This window comes from Candidatus Pantoea edessiphila (assembly GCF_002933335.1).
In the GTDB taxonomy this organism is placed as follows: Bacteria; Pseudomonadota; Gammaproteobacteria; order Enterobacterales; family Enterobacteriaceae; genus Pantoea_C.
The window spans coordinates 28006-48987 of the sequence record NZ_PDKS01000006.1; the positions used below are offsets into that span (position 1 = coordinate 28006).

Annotated in this window: 14 protein-coding genes, 4 tRNA genes and 2 pseudogenes; 18 read left to right on the forward strand and 2 right to left on the reverse strand. The window is 26.3% G+C overall.

Annotation, left to right across the window (positions count from 1 at the left end; translation table 11 throughout):
* Positions 1–191 precede the first annotated feature (191 nt).
* From CRV11_RS03560 to CRV11_RS03590, 7 genes are all read left to right on the forward strand, one after another.
* A complete protein-coding gene (locus CRV11_RS03560; RefSeq protein WP_136131963.1) occupies positions 192–809 on the forward strand; it encodes a Fe-Mn family superoxide dismutase in 618 nt (205 codons plus the stop codon).
* Between the two features lie 423 nt (positions 810–1232).
* Positions 1233–2837, forward strand: coding sequence for an ABC transporter substrate-binding protein (locus tag CRV11_RS03565; protein ID WP_136131977.1), 1605 nt, complete (start codon positions 1233–1235; stop codon positions 2835–2837).
* Between the two features lie 675 nt (positions 2838–3512).
* Entirely contained in the window at positions 3513–3848 is a 336-nt protein-coding gene (trxA, locus tag CRV11_RS03570; RefSeq protein ID WP_136131964.1) for a thioredoxin TrxA, read from the forward strand.
* A 285-nt stretch (positions 3849–4133) separates the two neighbouring features.
* Complete coding sequence (rho, locus tag CRV11_RS03575; protein ID WP_136131965.1) at positions 4134–5393, forward strand: transcription termination factor Rho; 1260 nt, start codon at positions 4134–4136, stop codon at positions 5391–5393.
* Between the two features lie 217 nt (positions 5394–5610).
* Positions 5611–5687 (forward strand) — tRNA-Arg (locus CRV11_RS03580).
* A gap of 63 nt (positions 5688–5750) precedes the next feature.
* Positions 5751–5826 (forward strand) — tRNA-His (locus tag CRV11_RS03585).
* Positions 5827–5833: 7 nt separating this feature from the next.
* A tRNA-Pro gene (locus tag CRV11_RS03590) sits at positions 5834–5907 on the forward strand.
* Positions 5908–5925: 18 nt separating this feature from the next.
* Here the strand turns inward: CRV11_RS03590 and CRV11_RS03595 are convergent.
* Positions 5926–6675, reverse strand: a complete 750-nt coding sequence (locus tag CRV11_RS03595) for a uroporphyrinogen-III synthase (protein ID WP_136131966.1) — start codon at positions 6673–6675, stop codon at positions 5926–5928.
* Positions 6676–7608 (reverse strand): hydroxymethylbilane synthase, encoded by a 933-nt coding sequence (gene hemC, locus CRV11_RS03600; protein WP_136131967.1) that lies wholly within the window; start codon positions 7606–7608, stop codon positions 6676–6678.
* A 172-nt stretch (positions 7609–7780) separates the two neighbouring features.
* Here hemC and CRV11_RS03605 point away from each other — a divergent pair, with 172 nt between their 5' ends.
* The 11 genes and pseudogenes from CRV11_RS03605 (at position 7781) to CRV11_RS03655 (ending at position 20816) form a co-directional block, all read left to right on the forward strand.
* Positions 7781–9028, forward strand: coding sequence for a class I adenylate cyclase (locus tag CRV11_RS03605; RefSeq protein WP_136131968.1), 1248 nt, complete (start codon positions 7781–7783; stop codon positions 9026–9028).
* Between the two features lie 152 nt (positions 9029–9180).
* Positions 9181–10005 carry a diaminopimelate epimerase gene (dapF, locus tag CRV11_RS03610; RefSeq protein WP_136131978.1) on the forward strand — a complete coding sequence of 275 codons (825 nt, stop codon included), beginning with the start codon at positions 9181–9183 and terminating at the stop codon, positions 10003–10005.
* A 162-nt stretch (positions 10006–10167) separates the two neighbouring features.
* Positions 10168–12096: pseudogene (gene uvrD, locus CRV11_RS03615) on the forward strand (DNA helicase II); the annotation flags it as partial.
* A 314-nt stretch (positions 12097–12410) separates the two neighbouring features.
* A complete protein-coding gene (gene corA / locus CRV11_RS03620; RefSeq protein WP_136131970.1) occupies positions 12411–13364 on the forward strand; it encodes a magnesium/cobalt transporter CorA in 954 nt (317 codons plus the stop codon).
* Between the two features lie 566 nt (positions 13365–13930).
* Positions 13931–16216 (forward strand): 5-methyltetrahydropteroyltriglutamate--homocysteine S-methyltransferase, encoded by a 2286-nt coding sequence (metE, locus tag CRV11_RS03625; RefSeq protein WP_136131971.1) that lies wholly within the window; start codon positions 13931–13933, stop codon positions 16214–16216.
* 324 nt (positions 16217–16540) lie between these two features.
* On the forward strand, positions 16541–17854 hold the full coding sequence (gene rmuC, locus CRV11_RS03630) for a DNA recombination protein RmuC (protein ID WP_136131972.1): 1314 nt from the start codon (positions 16541–16543) through the stop codon (positions 17852–17854).
* A gap of 564 nt (positions 17855–18418) precedes the next feature.
* Positions 18419–18557, forward strand: a pseudogene (tatA, locus tag CRV11_RS03800) (twin-arginine translocase TatA/TatE family subunit); the annotation flags it as partial.
* Between the two features lie 101 nt (positions 18558–18658).
* Positions 18659–19129 carry a hypothetical protein gene (locus CRV11_RS03640; protein ID WP_136131974.1) on the forward strand — a complete coding sequence of 157 codons (471 nt, stop codon included), beginning with the start codon at positions 18659–18661 and terminating at the stop codon, positions 19127–19129.
* On the forward strand, positions 19129–19854 hold the full coding sequence (gene tatC, locus CRV11_RS03645; RefSeq protein ID WP_136131975.1) for a twin-arginine translocase subunit TatC: 726 nt from the start codon (positions 19129–19131) through the stop codon (positions 19852–19854). The genes CRV11_RS03640 and tatC overlap by 1 nt, the downstream gene beginning before the upstream one ends.
* A 209-nt stretch (positions 19855–20063) precedes the next feature.
* Positions 20064–20606 (forward strand): menaquinone-dependent protoporphyrinogen IX dehydrogenase, encoded by a 543-nt coding sequence (gene hemG, locus CRV11_RS03650; protein WP_136131976.1) that lies wholly within the window; start codon positions 20064–20066, stop codon positions 20604–20606.
* A 137-nt stretch (positions 20607–20743) separates the two neighbouring features.
* Positions 20744–20816 (forward strand) — tRNA-Glu (locus CRV11_RS03655).
* Positions 20817–20982: the final 166 nt, after the last annotated feature.

Genomic DNA, 20982 nt, shown 5'->3' on the forward strand with positions numbered 1-20982 from the left:
TAATTATATTTATTGTACTAATATTATTAACACATAATTAATGTTCCTTAATTTAAAACAGTTAAATTTTATTAAATCGGATTATTAATATAATTTGATCTAAACCAAGATAAAAAATATCTTAACGTTACTATTAACGTTATAAAAAATATATTTTTATATAAAAAGTAATTTATTTGGAGATTAATAATATGAGTTATTCGCTTCCGCAATTATCTTATTCATATGATGCTTTAGAACCATTTTTTGATAAAAAAACCATGGAAATTCATCATACTAAACACCATCAAACTTATATAAACAATGCTAATATTGCATTACAAGGTACGGAATTTGCTGAACTACCAGTTGAAGATTTGATTACTAAATTACATGAACTGCCTGTTAGTATACGAGGGACTATAATCAATAACGTTGGTGGTCATTTTAATCATTCTTTTTTTTGGAATACTTTAAAACCAAATAGTATTTTAACAGGAAATTTAAAACACGCGATTGAAAATAAATTTAATAACATTTTGAAATTTCAGGAAGAATTTGAAAAAATTGCTTTATCACGTTTTGGATCTGGATGGGTATGGTTAATAAAGGAAAACAATCAATTATCTATTGTGTCTACCGCAAATCAAGATAATCCTTTAATGGGAAAATTAATTTCTGGTGTTTCTGGTTATCCAATTATAGGTTTAGATGTATGGGAACATGCATATTATCTTAAATATCAGAATAGAAGAATTGATTATATAAAATCTTTTTGGAATATAGTTGATTGGAGTAAAGCAGGAGAAAGATTTGAATTACAAATTTAGTGAAATAAATATTAAAAATATAAACCGTTGAAAGAAATTTCACGGTTTTCTATAAAAATCAAGAACAACCTATCTTTAATGTGATTAAAAACAAAAAAATATTAAAAAATTTTAATCAACAATAAATTTCAAATATATTTTTTTGACAAATAGAAGTTAATTATCTTTACTTTCATTATGATTTATTTAAATTTAAATGTCATCTTAATGATAATAATATTCAAGTAAATTATTAATCATATCTTAATAAATTTTATTTTATATTAGCAGCTGAAGAAAGGATAACTTATTAAAGTTATATTTTATATTTTATTTTTCCTTTTAAAGCAATGACATATCTCTAATGGAGATCTATTAATGCTCGCAAAATTGCATTGCAAAAAGAATAGTAATTATTACAACAGTATTAATGATCATTTTAATATGATTAAATTTAGAATTATTTTAAAGTTTATTGGTGTATTTTTTTTAATAATATCTCCTAATATTCAAGCAAAAACTTTAATATATTGTTCTGAAGGTTCACCAGAAGGTTTTAACCCGCAATTATTTGCTTCAAATACTACTTATGATGCTAGTTCTGTTCCTATATATAATAGATTAGTTGAGTTTAAAAAAGGTACTATTGATCTTGAACCAGGACTAGCTGAATCATGGGAGATTAGTCCAGATGGCAAGATCTATACTTTTACTTTACGTAAAGGGGTAAAATGGCAATCTACTGAATATTTTAAGCCAACTAGAGAATTTAATGCTGATGATGTAATTTTTACCTTTGATCGTCAACTTAATAAAGAAAATAAATATCATAAGATTTCTGGAGGTGATTACAAATATTTCAAAAAAACTGGAATGTCTAGATTAATCAAAAAAATTAAAAAAATTGATGACAATAAAGTAAGATTTTACCTGAATTCTTCAGAAGTATCTTTTATTTCCAATTTAGCTATGGATTTTGCATCTATTCTTTCAAAAGAATATTCAGAATATTTACTGAAAGAAGGGAAACCTGAAAAAATGGATACTAATCCAGTAGGAACAGGACCTTTTAAACTAGTAGATTATCAAAAGGATGTTAATATAATATATAAAGCTAATCCTGACTATTGGGGAGTTAAACCAAAGATTGATAATTTAATATTTTCTATTACGCCAGATCCTTCAGTTCGTTATCAAAAAATTAAAAGTGGTAAATGTCATATTATGTCTTATCCAAAGACATCTGATTTAGAAAGTATGAAGAAAGATAAAAACATAAATATTATGAAACAAAATAGATTAAATGTTGATTTTATTGCATTTAACACTGTGAAAAAACCGCTTAATAAAGTGGAGGTACGTAAAGCTTTATCTATTGCTATAAATAGAGAAGCAATTTTACATTCTATCTACAAAAATAATGGAGAAATTTCAGAAAATATTGTACCATCAATGATTTTGGGTTATAACAAATCAATTAAAAATAATGAATATGATCCTGTAAAAGCTAAAAAGATGTTAAAACAATCAGGATTAAAAAATGGTTTATCAATTAATTTATGGACAATACCTGAAGAACAAAAAAATACTTCTTATGATATAAATCGCATGGCTGACATGATCAAAGCGGATTGGGCAAAAATTGGAGTTAAAACTAAAATAGTTAATTATAAATTAAATGAATATTTGAAACGTGCACAAGACGGTGAACACCATGCAATGATAATGGGTTGGAATGGTAGTAATGGAGATCCTGACCATTTATTTAGTTCAATATTTAATTGTGATTTATCTAGAGAATCACATTATAATTATTGTTATTGGTGCTATAGACCTTTTATTGAAAAAATTGATTTAGCTCGTTCTACAACTAATATTAAAAAACGCATTGATTTTTATAGACATGCACAAATGATTATGAATAGTCAAACACCTATCTTTATAATCGCACATGCACAAACATTTGAACCAGTGAATAAAAAAGTTGTAGGTTACTTAGTTGATCCACTAGGTAAACACCATTTTGATAGCGTTGATCTTAATGAGTAATAATGTAGTTTTTTTCCTAATTTAAATATTGATTAATATTACAGTTAAAACAAGATATTAAGAGTAGAAATAATATAAAGCAACATAATCGATAAAATTAATAATTAATTTAAAACATATAAAGTTATTATAAAAAAATAATGTACCACATTTTAAAACAACGCAAATTACTTATCTGTAATATGTTATTGTAATAATTTGTGGTACTAATTGTTTAGTTTAGTTATATAATAATTATTACTTAAATAAAGCTGTTTTATTTTATTATTAAATAACGATTTGTATTTTTATTGTATGATAAATTATCATTACAAAATTATATTATAATCGTTTTCTAATTAAGAAATTATACTTAATTAGTTTTGTTGATAGGTAATAAATATAAATTTAGTATTGATTTTTTTTAATTAATTTATTATAATCTATCAGACATATCTCAGATATTGGGATATATATAAGATAACATTGTTCAACGAAATTACACACTGTTCAACTATATGTTAAGACTTAAGAAGAGTTAATTAATATTCAAGTATTATCTAATTTTTAATCAAATTAATTTCAAATTGGTTGTTTTTATATTAATATTTGGAATATAATTATTGGTAATATTTTTTTGGCAGTATTTCTTTTTTTCTTATATACAAAACATTACTATTATATTTGGAGTTGTAAATGAGTAGCGATAGAATTATAAATCTAAACGATAGTAATTTTGATGAAACTATTTTAAAAGATGGCGTTACCGCGTTAGTTGATTTTTGGGCTGATTGGTGTGGACCGTGTAAAACTATGTCGCTAATTATCGATGAAATCGCAGAAGAATACAAAGATAGCTTAATTGTTGCCAAACTTAATGTTGATGAAAATCCTGAAAAAGCACAAAAGTATGGAATTCGTGGTATTCCAACATTGCAGTTGTTCAAAAATGGTAAAACTATAGCAACAAAAGTAGGTTCTCTATCTAAATCTCAATTAAAAGACTTTTTAGATAAAAAGTTGATAAAATAATTAAAAATAATGTATAAGAGATTTATTATCATGATAAACATAACTTATTCAAAATAATATTTAACTTTAATTGATAGTTTTTATCCAATGATAAATTATTTGATAAATTAGTATTTTCCTATTTCAGTGTCGTTATTTTTAATATTTATATTCCCGGATGATTATTGTTTTAGGATTATTATATAAGTAATGGCCATAAGGTGTAATAGGTTATTTGTTATATTGATCTCGAATATTATTTCGAGTAATATTGTAGCCCTCCTCTGATTTTAAGAACCCATCAATATGAATCTTACCAAATTAAAAAACACACCCGTTTCTGAATTAATAAAGTTAGTGGAAAAAATGGGTCTAGATAACCAGGCTCGAATGCGGAAACAAGACATCATTTTTTCAATTTTAAAACAACATTCAAAAAGTGGTGAAGATATTTTTGGTAACGGAGTGTTAGAAATATTACAAGATGGATTTGGATTTTTACGTTCTGGAGATAGTTCTTATTTGGCTGGTCCAGATGATATTTATGTTTCTCCCAGTCAAATACGTAGGTTTAATCTACGTACAGGAGATACGATTTCTGGTAAAATTCGTCCTCCTAAAGAAGGAGAGCGTTATTTTGCATTATTAAAAGTTAATGAAGTTAATTATGATAAACCTGAAAATTCACGTAATAAAATTTTGTTCGAAAACCTTACACCACTACATGCTAATCACCGTTTGAGGATGGAACGTGGAAACGGTTCTACGGAAGACCTGACAACTCGTGTGCTCGATTTAGCTTCACCGATTGGTTTAGGTCAACGTGGATTAATAGTCGCTCCTCCTAAGGCAGGTAAAACAATGTTATTACAAAATATTGCTCAGAGTTTAGCCCATAATTATCCTAGTTGTGTGTTAATGGTACTTCTTATAGATGAAAGACCAGAAGAAGTCACTGAGATGCAAAGATTAGTTAAAGGTGAAGTAATAGCATCCACTTTTGATGAACCAGCCTCTAGACATGTTCAAGTTGCTGAAATGGTTATTGAAAAAGCTAAACGCTTAGTGGAACATAAAAAAGATGTGGTTGTATTACTTGATTCTATTACTCGTCTTGCTCGTGCTTATAATACAGTAGTGCCAGCTTCTGGCAAAGTGTTAACTGGCGGTGTAGATGCAAATGCATTACACCGCCCTAAAAGATTCTTTGGAGCAGCAAGGAATGTAGAAGAAGGTGGCAGTTTAACTATCATTGCAACTGCTTTAGTGGATACTGGTTCCAAAATGGATGAAGTAATTTATGAGGAATTTAAAGGAACAGGAAACATGGAATTACATCTATCGAGAAAAATTGCTGAAAAAAGAGTATTTCCAGCAATTGACTATAATCGTTCAGGTACACGTAAAGAAGAACTGTTAACTTTACAAGAAGAATTGCAAAAAATGTGGATTTTACGCAAAATCATGCATCCTATGGGGGAAATAGATGCAATGGAATTCTTAATTAATAAATTAGCTATGACTAAAACTAACGATGATTTTTTTGATATGATGAAACGTTCTTAAAAATCATAAACAATATTTTTATTAACCAATATTGTTAAAGATATTTATTATAAATTAGTCATATTATTGGATATCATATATATCTCAATAAGTTTATTGACATATAATCATTATTAATAAACATATTTTATGTTATTATAATTGTAATTTGATATTCTAAGTTATTAATTTGTCATAATTGGCAATTAATAGCAAATATTTGAAATAATTTTTCTATGCGCCTGTAGCTCAGTTGGATAGAGCGCTGTCCTCCGAAGACAGAAGACTCGGGTTCAAATCCTGTCGGGCGCACCATGATGTTTTATGAATGAGTATACAATATGATATAAACATGATATAATAATAAGTTGATTATTGGTGGCTATAGCTCAGTTGGTAGAGTCCTGGATTGTGATTCCAGTAGTCGTGGGTTCAAGTCCCACTAGTCACCCCAAACATTACGGCGGGTAGCGCAGTTTGGTAGCGCAACTGGTTTGGGACCAGTGGGTCGGAGGTTCAAATCCTCTCTCGCCGATCAATTTAAAATCAATCATTAAGAATATAGTAATACTTTTAGTATGTGTTTATTATTAGCTTTTTCAGTGATATGTATATCTTTCCAACCTAACCTTCTAGCTATTTTAAATAGTCTTTCACTAACAACTAGCAATTTACATTTAAGTAACCATTCTTCTCTATCATTTTTTGGAAATAAATAAAATATTTGTTCTAACATATCACCACTGGTTACTACTAAAGTATTAATGCCTAATTTGCGCAGTCTCTTGCCCTCAATTTCTCCATCATATTTTTTTCTAACTGATTTATAACATTCAATAAAGCATACCTTAATGTCTAGATCTAAAAGTGTTTTTTTTAAAAGCTCTCTACTAGAATTTCCGCCACATATTATAGCTCTTTTATTTTTTATTTCATATAATTTAGTTAATATAATTAATTCTTCACTGTTTTCTTTGTTTTTAGGATAATTTATATTTAAATTACTAGCTTTCTTGAAAGCTAAAGCTGTTGTATAACCAATTGCGTAATAATTTAAGTAATCTGGCCATGGTATATTAGCTTTTTTAAGTGTATAGTCAGCAAAATATACAGCTTGTTTTGATAGTATAAATACTAAGTCAGTAGCGTATAATAAATTAGTTATATAATAAGGCAAACAGCATAAATCACTTCCAGGAAAGAATTCAATTAAAGGTAAGCTCCATGCCTGTTTTCCTAATTGACGTAAATGTAAAATGAGTTCTTGAGAATCAGGTTCTGGACGAGTAATTAAAATTTTCATCTAATTGTTTTTATGTAATGTATTTAATATTTTTTTGCCACCACTACTAAGTAGCTTTTCTGCTAATAAAATACCTATTTCTTTATATTTATATCTGGGACCACGAATTTCATTCTTAATGATAATGCTTCCATCAGGATTTCCTATTAATCCACGTAACCATATATTATCACCTTCCAGAACACCAAAACTAGCAATAGGTAGAGCACAACCTCCTTTGAGGTGTTTATTCATTGCACGTTCTGCTTTTATGCATACAGCTGTATCCTCGTCATGTAACGCTTCAAGAAGATTAATTAAATTATTATCGTCTAGGCGACATTCAATTCCTATAGCTCCTTGCCCAACTGCTGGTAATAAGATATTAGCAGAAATTATCTGATTAGTTTTATATTGTATACCTAATCTATTTAATCCAGCAGCAGCAATAATTATTGCATCATATGTTCCTATATGTAATCTATTAATTCTGGTACCAATATTACCTCTTATTGGATGTATCAATAAATCTGGTCTATAAGAAATTATTTGAGATCCTCTACGCATGCTTGAAGTACCTATGACCGCACCTTTTGGTAAATCTTCAATTGAACGATAACTATAAGATACAATTACATCATACGGATTTTCTCTCTTACAAATAGTTACTAAACCTAAACCTTCAGGAAGGTTAGCAGGTAGATCTTTTATCGAATGTACTGCTAAATCAGCTTTATGTTTTATTATTAATTGCTCAAGTTCTTTAACAAAAATGCCTTTGCCTCCTATTTTGAAAACAAGATGATTTAATAGAATATCACCTTGAGTAACTACCGGAATTAATTTTATATTCAATTTGGGATATATCTTTTTTAAACAGTTTTTTACATATGTAGCTTGCCATAGAGCTAAAGGGCTTTTTCTTGTTGCAATTTTTAATATATTTTTTAACATATGGTTATATTTTACAATGATTAATCAATAGGCTGAATAAATATTATTAACTATTTAGATAGAATAGTATAAAATATACTTATTTGGATATAGTTTATCCTTAATTTGCAATGAAAATATTATAATCGTATAATAGGACTATTGAATTACCAATTTCGGTTTTTTATTACAGGTGAAAAAAGATTTTTGCTTTTATAAAATACTTACTGTAAAAAAAAGATTAGATGCTATATATCAACTTCGGATTAATCGCACGTTAGCTAATACACGATTAAATTTTCAACAGATTTATCAGTTAATACCTATTTTTTTGCATTATCAGCATCCATTAATACCAGGTTATATAGAAGATAAAGTACCATATGGAATTACTTCTTTTGTACTAAATAAAAATCAACACCAATTATTACTTAGTTTTGTAGGCAATATTAAATTAAACATACAAAAAAAAGAAATGCCTATTACAGGTGTTTACTCTATGGGAAGTACTTCTTCAATTTGTCAGAATAAAAATTCTGATTTGGATATTTGGGTATTTCATAAATATTGGTTAAATCATCAAGATATTATAAATTTAAAAAGTAAATGCAATATTTTACAGAATTGGTGTCATTTAGTTGGAGTAAAAGTTAATTTTTTTTTAATTGATGAGAATTATTTTAAATTCAAAAGAACAAATTATTTTAATAACGAAAATTTTAATTATAATAAAAATATATTTCTATTAGATGAATTCTATCGTACATCAGTTCGAATAGCTGGTAAAAGAATTCTATGGCTAGTAATACCAAACAAGCAAGAACATCAATATGAAGAATATATTATATCATTATACAAAAAAGGTTTTTTGCTTCCTGAAGAATGGTTAGATTTGGGTGGTTTTAGATCCTTGAAAATAGAAGAATATTTGAATGCAATTCAATTGCAAATTTATAAAAGTGTCAATTCCCCTTATAAATCATTACTTAAAATATTTTTAATTGAAGCTTATAGTTTAGAATATCCAAATACAAAATTATTATCGATAGATGTCAAAGAATGTTTACATAAAGGCAAAATGATTGGTTTTGGTCTTGATTCATATTGTATGATGCTAGATCGTATAACTAATTATTTAATTACTATACAAGATATTACGCGCCTTGATCTGGTTCGTCGTTGTTTTTATTTTAAAGTATGTGAAAAACTTACTATTAAAAAAAACAGTTACCTAGTTAACTGGCGTCGTAAAATTTTAGTTAGGCTAGTTCAAGATTGGGGTTGGAAGGAAGAACAAATAAATAAGCTTGATAAAAGTATTAATCAGAAATCAAATGATATATATGAAATACAAAATGAAATATCAAATATAGTAATAAAAAGTTGTAATAATTTAATTAAGATGTCTGATATTAATAATCTAAATAAGACAGTTAAATAAAAACTACTATTATTTGAATAATATAATTATTAACATAAATTTTATTTAAAAATTAATAATGATCAATATTCACAATATGTCTACCAACATATAATATTGAAACAAATATAAATTAACTAATTAATTTCTTTGGTATATTGATGTTACAAAAAATTAAATTTTCCAAAATGCATGGTTTAGGTAATGATTTCGTCATTATAGATGCAACAAGACAAAATGTTAGTTTATCATCAGAAAATATTAAAAAAATATCTGATCGTCATTTAGGCATAGGATTTGATCAGCTATTAATTGTTGAATCATCTCATAATCCGAGATTTGATTTTCACTATAAAATTTTTAATTCTAATGGAAGCGAAGCATTTCAATGTGGTAATGGTGCTCGTTGTTTTGCTGTTTTTGTAAAATTACAAGGGTTAACAGATAAAAATAGTATTTTCGTAAGTACGAAAACCACAAGCATGATATTGAATATCATTAAAGATAATTTAGTACGTGTAGACATGGATGCACCAAATTTTGAACCAAGTAAAATACCAATTAGAATGGATAAGTTTAAAAAATTTTACTCAATTAAAGTTAATGGAATAAACTTAAAATTTGGAATGGTATCAGTTGGAAACCCTCATTGTGTCATACAAGTACAAGATATAACAACTACCCAAGTAAACGTATTGGGTCCGATAATAGAAAAACATGATTATTTTCCACAATCAACAAATGTAAATTTTATGGAAGTTATCAATCCTAATCGTATTCGTTTACGAGTATATGAAAGAGGTATAGGAGAAACATATGCATGTGGTAGCGGTGCCTGTGCTTCTGTAGCTTGTGGTATTATACAAGGACTATTATCATCCGAAGTACAAGTAGAACTTCTAGGAGGTACATTATATATTTCTTGGAAAGGTATTGGTAAACCAATTCACATGACAGGACCCGCTATACATGTGTATGATGGTTGTATTCATATATAAACAATAATATTTATTATTATTTTATATATCATATGTTACTTATTATAACTAATTTTATTAAAAATATTTAAATTATTTGCATTTATTTCCCTTATATACAGATATTATTTAAAATAATAACAAAATTAATTTTTTATTAAATTTACTAATTTACTATTAAACATGAAAACCATTAAAATTCTAGAAGGTTTAAATGATAAACAACGTGCAGCTGTTTCAGCCCCTAGAAGTAATTTATTAGTATTAGCAGGTGCAGGTAGTGGAAAAACCAGAATACTAGTTCATCGGATTGCTTGGTTACTATTAATAAACAAGTGTGCTCCTAGTTCGATCTTAGCTGTAACATTTACCAATAAAGCTGTTGGAGAAATACGTAACCGCATAGATAAGTTAATTCATTTAGATAAAAACAAGATGTGGATTGGTACTTTTCACAGTTTAGCACATCGTATACTTAGAATAAATCATACAGAAGCTAATTTACCTCAAAATTTTCAAATTTTAGATCATGAAGATCAATTAAGGTTTATAAAATCTTTAATAAAAGACATGAATTTTGATGAAAAAAAATGGTCAGCAAACAAAGCTATGTGGTATATCAACAACAAAAAAGATGAAGGAATTCGCCCAAAAAATATTAATATCAATAATATATTGGAAAAAACTTGGTTGCATATTTATCAGCAATATCAAAAAGAATGTGATCGCATAGGTTTAGTTGATTTTGCAGAAATTATTTTACGTAGTTATGAACTATGGATTAATAGACCTGATATTCTTGATCACTATCAGGATCGTTTCAATAATATATTAATTGATGAATTTCAAGACACTAACCATATCCAATACAAATGGACTCGTATATTAGCAGGTAAGCATGGAAAAGTGATCATTGTAGGTGATGATGATCAGTCTATTTATGGATGGAGAGGTGCACAAGTTAAAAATATTCAGCGCTTTTTATCTGATTATCCTAATACAGAAATTATCAGACTTGAACAAAATTATCGATCTACTAACACAATTTTACAAACAGCTAATGCTCTCATTTCTAACAATAATATACGTATGGGTAAAAAATTGTGGACCGATAGGACAGCAGGAGCACCTGTTTCTATTTATACTGCTTTTAATGAATTGGATGAAGCTGATTTTGTGACAAATTGTATAAAAAATTCCCACCAAGAAAACAATACTTTTTTAGATTGTGCAATTCTTTATCGTAGTAATGCTCAATCACGTATATTAGAAGAAGCATTATTATATAAAAACATTCCTTATCGTGTTTATGGTGGAATGAGATTTTTTGAACGTCAAGAAATCAAAGATGTAATTGCATATTTACGTATTATAAACAATCATAATGATGATATCGCTTTTGAACGTATAATCAATACTCCACAACGAGGAATAGGAGAGCGTACGCTTAATATAATACGTGAATTTGCTAAGAAAGAAAAATTAACATTATGGCAAGCTACTAATAATTTAATAACATCTAAATTACTATCAAAGCGTATTATTTTTTCATTAGAGTGTTTTTTTAAATTAATTAATGATTTAGTAAATGGCATTTCTGAATTGCCTCTTTACATGCAAACAGATAAAGTAATTAAAGAATCTGGTTTATGGTCAATGTATGAAAATGAAACAGGAAAATCCTATGATAGGATTGAAAACCTTAAAGAACTAGTAAATGCTACTCAGCAATTCAATCATACAGATAAACATTTAACTCCTTTGCAATCTTTCCTGTCTTATTACGTATTAGAAGATGATAAAAACCAAATTAACTCATTAAGGAAAAATACTAATGTAGTACAACTTATGACACTTCATTCTGCAAAAGGATTAGAATTTGGTCAAGTTTTTATAGTTGGTATGGAAGAAGGTATGTTACCAAGTAGAATGTCCATACATGAAGACATCAAGTTAGAAGAAGAACGCCGTTTAACATATGTAGGAATCACCAGAGCAATGTTTAAACTTACATTAACTTATGCTAGAACTCGTCGATTATATGGAAAAGAAATAAATTGTCAGCCATCGCGTTTCATTAAGGAATTACCTTTTAATTGCATAGAAAAAATTTACTCATATAAGAAATTAACTACTTGTTAGAAATATGTTTTTTGTTAGTCTTAAGAAAATATAATATATTTTATACTTATACAATATTTATTAAAATAGTAATTATTAAGTTCAATATTGTAATAATTAATATTTTTATAACTATAGTTAATTTCATAATAAAATATAAACATATCATAGTGAATATATGTCCACTATATAGTGGAAAAATATTTTATAATTGTAAATTATTAAAGTCATAATAAGTCTAATTATTTTATCTAATTCACTAAAATATAAAATTTAATCAACAAAATTTGTAGTGTAGGGTTGATATGCTAAACGCATTTAAATTAGATTCTAGTCGTCTTACGAAATTAGAATTTGAAGAAGGCAATGATAAATTAACATCATCTATTTGGGTGGATCTTGTTGAACCAGAAGAAAATGAGCGCCAATTAGTACAATCTGAACTAGGACAAAGTTTAGCTACTCGTCCTGAATTAGGAGATATTGAAGCATCTGCTCGTTTTTTTGAAGATAAAGATGGTCTGCACATACATTCATTCTTTTTTTATGAAGATGCTGAATATCATGCCGGAAACTCCACTGTAGCTTTTATTGTTCGCGAAGGACGATTGTATACATTGCGTGAAAGAGAATTGCCAGCTTTCCGTTTATATCGTATGCGAGCTCGAAACCAAACACTCATTGATGGGAACGCTTTTGAGCTTTTACTAGATTTGTTTGAAACTAAAATTGAGCAGCTAGCAGATGAAATAGAGAGCATTTATAGCGCATTAGAAAAGTTAAGTCGCGTGGTAATGGAAGGACAACAAGGTGAAGAGTACAATTCATCATTGTCTTGTTTAGCTGAACTAGAGGATGTTAGCTGGAAAGTAAGATTATGTCTAATGGATACTCAGAGGGCATTGAATTTCTTATTAAGGAAAGGTCGTTTACCTACTAATCAGCTAGAACAAGCTCGTGAAATTCTTAGAGATATTGAATCCCTGTTACCTCATAATGAATCTTTATTTCAAAAAGTTAATTTTTTAATGCAAGCTGCTATGGGACTTATTAATATTGAACAAAACCGCATTATTAAAATATTTTCTGTGGTTTCAGTAATGTTTTTACCTCCTACACTTTTAGCGTCAAGTTATGGAATGAATTTTGAGTTTATGCCAGAATTAAAATGGAGTTTTGGTTATCCAGCAGTAATTTGCTTGATGATTATAGTAGGTGTAGCGCCATATCTTTATTTTAAGCATAAAAATTGGTTATAAATTTCTGTTTTCTTAAAAATTGTATTGCTTACATTAATATATCAATTAACAGCTCATATCCAAAAAATTATATTAATTGTATCCTTTATCATTTAGATGAAATATAAATTAATTACAATATATAAAAATATAATTTAATAATACTGTCATTTACTAAATTAATAATAATATTTATTTAAATGATATAAATAAATCATATAAAGTTTATATGATATTAATATTTTAAAAAATTAAAAATATTAATATAAATAAAAAAATTATATCAAGTTGATTAAAAATATATTGATATAATAAATCGATATTACAAAATTAAAAGAATTATTTTTAAGTAAAATTCAAGCATGTTATTTAAAATTTGTTTGTTAGATATAAATCTACTGTTTAATAATTATGTTATGTAAAACATAACCACTTTTGTAATACAGTAATTAAAATTATACATTTTAGCTAAATGCAGAAAATTTCACTTTTTATATTGAATAAAATTAAGTGAAAATAATTATTAATATAAACAATTGAACAATTAAATATAAATAGATAATGAAGATATTTTTGGAGAAATTTAAATGGCTATCTTAAACCATACTCTTGGTTTTCCTAGGATTGGTGCGCGTCGAGAACTAAAGAAGGCTCTGGAAAATTATTGGAGAGGAAATATAGATAAAACAGAATTATTAAAAATAGGATTTGAATTACGTAAACGTCATTGGGAACAACAAAAAAAAGCTGGTATAGATATATTACCTGTAGGTGATTTTGCGTGGTATGACCATGTGTTAACTACTAGCTTATTATTGGGTAATATACCGAAACGGCATAAAAATACGGATGACACTGTAGATTTGGATACTTTGTTTTTTATGGCACGTGGTGTTGCTCCTAATGGAAGATCTTCTATTGCATCCGAAATGACAAAATGGTTTAACACTAATTATCATTATATAGTACCAGAATTTGAAAAAGATCAAAATTTTAAAATAACTTGGACTCAATTATTTGAAGAAATAGATGAAGCGTTATCATTAAATTATCAAATAAAAGTTGTATTATTAGGTCCAATCACTTATTTGTGGTTAGGAAAGACTAAAGTTGATAACTTTAATAAACTTTCTTTACTAGAAAATCTTATATCTGTTTATCAATGTATTTTATCTGAAATTATTAAAAGAGGAGTGAAATGGATTCAGATTGAGGAACCTATATTATCAATGGAAATATCAAAAGAATGGAGTAATGCATTTAAAATAACTTATGAAAAATTATACTTGAAAGATCATTTATTATTAACTACTTATTTTGATGGGATCAGTCAAAATATAAAATTAATTACTCAACTTCCAGTAAAGGGTGTACATGTTGATGTCGTTTATGGAAAAGACGATATTCAAATGTTAAATAATATAATTCCTGAATCATGGATTTTATCATTAGGAGTCATTAATGGACGTAATATTTGGCGTTCTAATTTAACTAATTGGTTCTATCGTCTAAAAGGTCTAATTGATAAACGTCAGTTTTTATGGATTGGAACTTCATGTTCATTATTACATATCCCAATAGATTTAAGCTATGAAAAACATTTAGAAGAAGAAGTAAGAAATTGGTTTGCGTTTGGATTACAAAAATGCAAAGAACTTACTCTATTAAGAGATGCTCTCAATAAAAATGACAAATCAATATTAGAAATTTGGAGTAAACCTATTATTTCCCATCCTTTTTCAACGAAAGTTAGTAATCACATTGTACAAAAACGTGTTAAAAACATTCTTGAAAAAACTATGAAACGCATTATGCCATATCAAGATCGTGTTAAATTACAACATAAAAGATTTAATTTACCAAACTGGCCAACTACTACAATAGGTTCTTTCCCTCAAACTGATAACATTCGCAATTTGCGTCTAAACCTTAAAAAGGGAAAATTAAATAATGAAGATTATCAAAAAAATATTTTTAAAAATATAAAAAACACCATTCTTGAACAAGAAAGATTAAATATAGACGTATTAGTTCATGGTGAATCAGAAAGAAATGATATGGTTGAGTATTTTAGTGAACATTTAGATGGTTTTATATTTACACAAAATGGTTGGATACAAAGTTATGGTTCACGTTGTGTAAAACCTCCGATAATTATAGGGGATGTTTCTCGTCCAAAAGATATTACTATAGAATATATAAAATATGCGCAATCACTGACCAAAAGACCGGTAAAAGGCATGATAACCGGTCCAATAACTATTTTATGTTGGTCTTTTGTAAGAGAAGATATACCTCGAGCTACAGTAGCTAAACAAATAGCTCTAGCCTTAAGAGATGAAGTAGAATCTCTTGAAAAAATTGGAATTGGAATTATTCAAATTGATGAACCGGCATTGCGTGAAGGTTTACCTCTACATAAATCAAATTGGCAAAATTATTTAAAATGGGCTATCGATTCCTTTCATATATCTTCTTCAGTTGTAAAAGATAACACACAAATACATACACATATGTGTTATTGTGAGTTCAATGATATTATAGATTCTATAGTAGAATTAGATGCAGACGTAATTACTATTGAAACTGCGCGTTCGAATATGAAATTACTGCAATCTTTTGAATCGTTTGAGTATCCTAATGGAATTGGACCCGGAGTATATGATATTCATTCTCCTAACATACCTAGTATAAAGTCTATAACAACTTTATTAAAAAAAGCTGCTCAGTACATTCCGAAAGAACGTTTATGGGTTAATCCTGATTGTGGTTTAAAAACTCGCGATTGGATAGAAGTACGTCAAGCTTTAAAGAATATGGTTGAAGCAGCAATGCATTTACGTAATGAACATATGAAAAAAGATATTAGATAAATTATTATATTAATATATTTTTAGTATATCAAAATGAACTATTATAATAGTTGGTTTTTCTGATAGATAAACTATATTTACAATATTATATAATGATCAATATACATTGTTGAATAATTTATAATAATATTAAATTTATTATGATGCAATAATAAATTTAACATGATACCATGTTTAATATTATTAAAATAATGATAAATTATCTATGATATTTATTGAAGACATTAGAATTTCTATTCTAGAAATTCTAATAAATAATTATTATTAATATCCATTTTGATTTTTTAGAAAACAAATAAATTCATCAATAAAGTAATATATTTTATGGAACAACTAATTAAATTCATAAGTCAATACTTTATAAATTTATATCTATTATTAATTGGTTTTATGATAGGTTTTCTAATTGCAATATTTAGATGTAATAATAAAATTATTAGTATTTTAGTTAAAACAAACAAATTAGAAAAAGATATAAAACAACTCCAACAAAATTTTAAAACACTTGGAATTAAAATTAATTACTTATATAAGCTAATTAATAGTAAAGATAAATCATCACAGAAATCCAATTTTAGTGAAATAAAAGAGGAAGCCAAACATGTCGAAGTCAATGAAAACTGTGAAAGTTTAATAAATAATATTTGGAAAAAAAACAAAATTTTTATAAATGAACAAATTGCTTTAAATATTAACCAATTTATTCTTCCTTTGCGAGAGCAGATAAACAACTGTATTTACCAATTACGTGAAACTATTAAAATTGAAACACAAGAAAGAAATATTTTAACTAATGAAATTAAACAGTTACAAAAATTTAATTCTAATATGGCACAAGAAACTATTAACCTTACAAATGCTTTAAGAGGTAACAGTAAATTTAGAGGACATTTAGGAGAAATAATTTTAAGCAGAATTTTAGAATCTGCAGGATTGCGAGAAGGTCATGAATATGAAACACAAATTAGCATTAAATCTGACCAAAATAGTAAAGTAAGACCAGATGTTATCATTAGACTACCTAGAGGAAAAAACATAATAATAGACTCTAAAATGATTTTACTAGCTTATGAAAAATATTTCAACTCGAAAAATCAAATTGACAGTGAAAAAGCTATTAAAGAGCATATCAATGCCATAAGAGTTCATATGAGATCATTGAGTCAAAAAAATTATCAACAATTGCCTAATTTGCGTTCATTAGATTACATATTGATGTTTATTCCAATAGAACCAGCATTTTTATTAGCAGTAGATCATGAACCCAATTTGTTATCTGAAGCTTTGCAACAAAATATTATGTTAGTAAGCCCTACTACTTTATTAGTAGCTTTACGCACAATAAATAACTTATGGAATCATGAACATCAAAATCAAAATGTTCAACACATAGCAGATAGTGCAGCAAAGATATATGATAAAATGAGGTTGTTTGTTGATGATATGAATAGTATTGGTGATAATTTAGACAAAACTTACAATAGCTATAAGGAAGCAATGAAAAAACTTGCAGAAGGTAGGGGTAATATTATCAAACAAGCTGAAAAATTTCGTGAATTAGGAGTTAATGTTAAATGTTCTATTGATTGTAATATTTCAAAAAAATCGAATCACCGTAAATATAATTCTCAAGAATAAACAACTAATATAAATAATATAATCAATATTATTTGATATTGATTTATAATTGTATAACATGAACGATTAAAATTATCAATTTATTTGTTATATATTAACTTATTTATAATCCATATTTATTAATAATAATTAATATTATATACATAAAATTAATTTCAGAAAAATATAAAATACTTTAACTAAAATATAATTTTTATTATACATGTTACTATATTTATAGTATATCAATATAAATTTATTAAAAAATAACTGATATTATTTAATAATAATTAGTATAGAAAATGACTATATTGAACTTATACAATAATATTGGTTATTTAAATTTATATGTTTCCATGAACTAAAATAATTGTAATTAATATTTCATATAATTTTAATGATTAAATATAACATATATTTATTATATTTTTTAGTTTTTATAATTTATTATTAATAGATATTATTAAGCCGAGAACAATATCTTATTAATAATCAATACAAAATCAATTATTTGTTAATTATAAATATTGAGTAATATTAAAATAATCAATAAAATCTTTTTTTTACAAAATTGGTAGGTGTTTAATGGATGGCATAAGCGTTTGGCAATTATTAATTGTTGCTATGATTGTTGTACTGTTATTTGGCACTGATAAGTTACGTAATTTCGGTTCAGATTTAGGTTCTTCTATTAGAGGATTTAAAAAAGCAATGAATGATGATGTACAACAAGAAGAGCTTAATGATATTGGTAAAAATATTATAGACGATAAATTAAAAAAATCATTTAGTGAAGAAATAAAAGATAAAGATAAGGTATAAATTGTGTTACAATTTAGTTTAGGAGAATTTATATTAGTATTTATAATTGGATTAATTGTGCTAAGTCCCTTGCAATTGGCGATTGCTTTAAAAATAGTTAAACAATGTTTTAAATTATTCAATTATCTAAAGTCAATTATACAATATGAAATTATTTTTTTACTTAAATCAAAAGTTTTCAAAAAAAATATAATAATGATAGATTCCAATAGATTACAAGACTTAAATAACAGAACAACACAAGTAATTAATAATATAACTAATCTGGAAGCTAACCCTTATACAAATAGAAAGGAAAATAAATCTAATATTGATATATTAACAATATTGCTTAATGATATTAATCAATTTACTTGTATTCTATTCAATATAAATAAAAAAATATATCCAGATAAAGATATATTACATAAAGTTAAAAGATCACATTATTTATGTGATAATAACAGATATTCTTCTAAAAGTGATCCACAATAATGATTATTGAAAATAATCAATTATTTATAGATCATTTGATTGAATTAAGAAAACGTATATTAAATTGCATTATCACAGTTTTCATTATTTTTTTAATGCTTGTATATTTTGCAAATGATATTTACAGTTTAGTGGCATTACCATTAATACATCAAATGCCATCAGGTGCAACAATGATTGCCACAGAAGTTGCAGCTCCTTTTATTATTCCAATAAAGCTTACTTTTATTTTATCTATTTTTATTGCAGTTCCCATAATTACCTATCAAGTATGGGCATTTATTGCACCGGCACTTCATAAGTGTGAGCGTAATCTATTGATACCTATGGCTATTTGTGGAACTTTATTGTTTTATATTGGAGTAATATTTGCATATTATTTTATTTTACCTATGGCATTTAAGTTTTTTATTAAAGCCTTACCAAAAGGAGTAACTATTGCTACTGATATTACTCATTATCTTGATTTCGTAATATGGTTGTTTATGGTATGTGGTATTTCTTTTGAAATACCTATAGCTATTATGTTTTTATGCTGGATTGGTGTGACTAATAGTGAAAAAATTAAAAATAACCGCCCATATGTTTTTGTTGGTACATTTATTATCGGGATGTTATTAACACCAGATGTTTTATCTCAAACTATACTTGCTATTTCTTTATATTTTTTATTTGAAATTGGTTTGTTCTTTTCACATAATTATTTAAAAAAAATCAATCGTTAAACAAAACAATTAATTCCATAAATTAAATGACTACATAATAATTAATTAAAAATAAAATTTAATTATATAATTATTATAATACTCAAAATTTGTTTTCAAACATTTGTAATTATTAAATGATTTATTATCTAACTATAAAATCTACAATTTAGTACTTTAATTGATGATATAAAAAAATATAGTAATTTATAATTAAGGATTATAATTTCATGAAAGCATTAATTATTTTTTATAGTCGGAACGGACAAACAAAAAAAATTTCTTCATATATAGCTGACAATATTAGAATGAAACAAATATGTGATGTAATAAATATAACAGATGCTATCAGTCGAGATTTAGATTGGAAAGCGTACGATCGTGTTTTGATAGGAGCTTCCATCTACTACGGTAATTTTAATCCCATTGTTTATAAATTCATACAACAAAATATTTTTATTTTAAAAACATTAATTACAGGGTTTTTCGCTGTTAATCTTACAGCACGTAAGATTGGTAAAAATTCACCGGTTACTAATTCTTATACTAAAAAATTCTTAAAAAATTCTCCTTGGAAACCTAATTGTTGTGCTGTTTTTGCAGGCTCACTACAATACTCAAATTATAATTGGTTTAACAAAAATATCATTAAATTTATTATGTATTTAACAGGTGGAGAAACAAATCATAAGTGCGATATTGAATATACTGATTGGGAACAAGTAAAAAATTTTGTTAATTATTTTAAGGAATTAAAATCTAATTTAATCTAAATAAAATTATCATTTAAACAATAATTAATATTAATTAAATAAACACTTGACTACTTATATAAATAAAGGATAACATACAAAAAATTAGAAAACATAAATATATTGCAATTAATTCTTGAAGAAGAATTATTAATTATGTCCCCTTCGTCTAGAGGCCTAGGACATCGCCCTTTCACGGCGGCAACAGGGGTCCGAATCCCCTAGGGGACGCTAAAATTAAATGAGAATAATAAAGTAATATTAAATGTGTTTTCAGTTCTTTAACAATCTGGAACAAGTTAAAAACGATTTATTATTTAATTGATTACATTGTTATTAGACGTTGGATAATAATAATTATATGTAAGATCTACATTTTTGAAATGCTTGTGGGTTG

Excerpts from the sequence above, each read along its gene's own strand:
- CRV11_RS03560 (WP_136131963.1), top strand. The coding sequence starts at position 192 with ATGAGTTATTCGCTTCCGCAATTATCTTATTCATATGATGCTTTAGAA.
- CRV11_RS03565 (WP_136131977.1), top strand. The coding sequence starts at position 1,233 with ATGATTAAATTTAGAATTATTTTAAAGTTTATTGGTGTATTTTTTTTA.
- trxA (WP_136131964.1), top strand. The coding sequence starts at position 3,513 with ATGAGTAGCGATAGAATTATAAATCTAAACGATAGTAATTTTGATGAA.
- rho (WP_136131965.1), top strand. The coding sequence starts at position 4,134 with ATGAATCTTACCAAATTAAAAAACACACCCGTTTCTGAATTAATAAAG.
- CRV11_RS03595 (WP_136131966.1), bottom strand. The coding sequence starts at position 6,675 with ATGAAAATTTTAATTACTCGTCCAGAACCTGATTCTCAAGAACTCATT.
- hemC (WP_136131967.1), bottom strand. The coding sequence starts at position 7,608 with ATGTTAAAAAATATATTAAAAATTGCAACAAGAAAAAGCCCTTTAGCT.
- corA (WP_136131970.1), top strand. The coding sequence starts at position 12,411 with ATGCTAAACGCATTTAAATTAGATTCTAGTCGTCTTACGAAATTAGAA.
- metE (WP_136131971.1), top strand. The coding sequence starts at position 13,931 with ATGGCTATCTTAAACCATACTCTTGGTTTTCCTAGGATTGGTGCGCGT.
- rmuC (WP_136131972.1), top strand. The coding sequence starts at position 16,541 with ATGGAACAACTAATTAAATTCATAAGTCAATACTTTATAAATTTATAT.
- tatC (WP_136131975.1), top strand. The coding sequence starts at position 19,129 with ATGATTATTGAAAATAATCAATTATTTATAGATCATTTGATTGAATTA.
- hemG (WP_136131976.1), top strand. The coding sequence starts at position 20,064 with ATGAAAGCATTAATTATTTTTTATAGTCGGAACGGACAAACAAAAAAA.